This is a genomic window from Streptomyces inhibens, from assembly GCF_003389455.1.
Lineage (GTDB): Bacteria > Actinomycetota > Actinomycetes > Streptomycetales > Streptomycetaceae > Streptomyces > Streptomyces inhibens.
Genome location: NZ_QUAC01000294.1, coordinates 1 through 1,676 on the forward strand (window position 1 = coordinate 1; position 1,676 = coordinate 1,676).

Consider the following 1,676-nt stretch of genomic DNA (forward strand, 5'->3'; position numbering starts at 1 on the left):
ATGGCGTTGATGTCCCAGTCGTTGACGGCGTTGGGGTTGCCGCTGGACTCCCGCATGATGTTGCGGTGCAGGCCCTCGTACGAACCGGGGATGCCCTTGGCCTTCATGATGTCGAGCGACTCACGGATCCAACCGTCCAGGTTGTTCGGGTAGTCCTTGACGGCCTTGCGCTCGGTGGAGCGGTTGGCGGCCTGCTGGGCGCTGTGCTGCTTGGCGACGGCGGTGACCTTGATGTGGTCGGCGACCGAGGCGGACACCGGGCGGGCGGTCCTGGCGTCGGCGGCCTTCGCAGGCAGGCCATTCGCGCTGACGGGCTTGACCGCGGCCGGGGCGTGCGCCGAAGCGGCCTGAGCGGTGTCAGGGGCCGACGTGAGGGCCAGGCCGGAGGTGGCACCCGCGACGGCCAGAACGGCCACGGCAATCTTGTGGGTGCGGGTAATGCGGGTAATGCGGGCAGCGCGGGGCAGGGTGAAATCGGGCATGCAGAGTGACCTCTTCCAGGTACTGGGGACGGGGAGGCGGCCTTCTTTGGCGGCGCGTTGCGCACCTGAGGTCATTGCCGCGTTCGCCCTGGGGGCGTAAGTCGCAAGCTCGCTCTCGGTGCGTCGGAATCCATGATTAACGCCCGTCCCGAATCGAGGCAATGGTGCTCTGTACTACTCATCTTCGTGAGATAAACCCAGATCTCCGAAGTGATAAGCGTTTCTCGCTGCGTTGACCCGGAATGGCTGCATCGCCATCGACTAGGCAGCCTCGTAAGTGACATACATCGCGTGCCCCGGGTCACCTGATAGCGGCCTCAAAGCCCGCTCCGGCGATGCGTATAAGTTGCCTGGCTCACACCGGAATTACCGCTCTGCGGCGGCACTTCACCCACCGGTTGACGCCGATTTATCCGTACAGCTGCCCGGCGGCGCGGAGCGGGATTCCCCAAATGTGGCGAGGGGCACTACGGCTGAGCCCAAAAGGGCGGCAATTGTGCCCCAATTCACTATCGATACGCGGCCCGGCATGCCGGGTGCGCGGAGCGGGAGACGGGCCCCGGCTCGGCCGTTGGGGACTTCCCCGCTACGGCAATACGGCGGTGCCGCTGGTCCGTTCGCAGCAGCCCTCGGAGCTGTCGCATGACTATGGCCCCTCCACTCCCGGAAAGTGGCAGCGCACACAGCCGTTACTCATCGTAGGGAAGTGCTCATGCTCCGTCGTCTCACCGTCGTTCTCTCCGGTCTTCTCGTCTCGGGCTTCCTCGCGACGGGCGTTGCCGCCGCGGCGACGCCCGTCGACGACCACCGCCATCTCACCCCCAAGGAGCAGGAGGGACTTCGCGTCGCCGGCGAAATCCTCGACGCGCTCCTCGGTGGCCAGGGGCGGCACGACCTCCTCGGTGGCCAGGGGCGGCACGACCGCTACTGACGCCTGTGCGGCGCTGCCCGACGCCGAGGAGAGCACCGGGCAGCGCCGCACAACGCCAAAAGGCAACGGCAATGGCCCCACCCGCGAGATGCGGGCAGGGCCACTGCCGTTGCCGTGCCGGGTGCCGCACCGCGGCACCCTCTTCAGTCTGCTCCGACCGTGAGGACGGTCGCTACGCCCCGGCTCAGTAGGCCGAGTTGACGTTGTCGATCGAGCCGTAGCGGTGGGCCGCGTAGTTGGCCGCGGCGGTGATGTTGGCGACC

General features: G+C 67.1%; 2 protein-coding genes and 1 pseudogene. 1 reads left to right on the forward strand and 2 read right to left on the reverse strand.

The window, feature by feature from the left end:
• On the reverse strand, positions 1–482 hold a 482-nt coding region (locus DY245_RS33015; protein ID WP_128510839.1), incomplete at its 3' end, for a lysozyme family protein.
• 712 nt (positions 483–1,194) lie between these two features.
• Here DY245_RS33015 and DY245_RS33020 point away from each other — a divergent pair.
• Entirely contained in the window at positions 1,195–1,413 is a 219-nt protein-coding gene (locus DY245_RS33020) for a hypothetical protein (protein WP_128510840.1), read from the forward strand.
• A 184-nt stretch (positions 1,414–1,597) separates the two neighbouring features.
• On the opposite strand, the pseudogene DY245_RS48515 reads toward DY245_RS33020, so the two are convergent.
• Positions 1,598–1,676 (reverse strand): annotated as a pseudogene (locus tag DY245_RS48515) (transglycosylase SLT domain-containing protein); the annotation flags it as partial.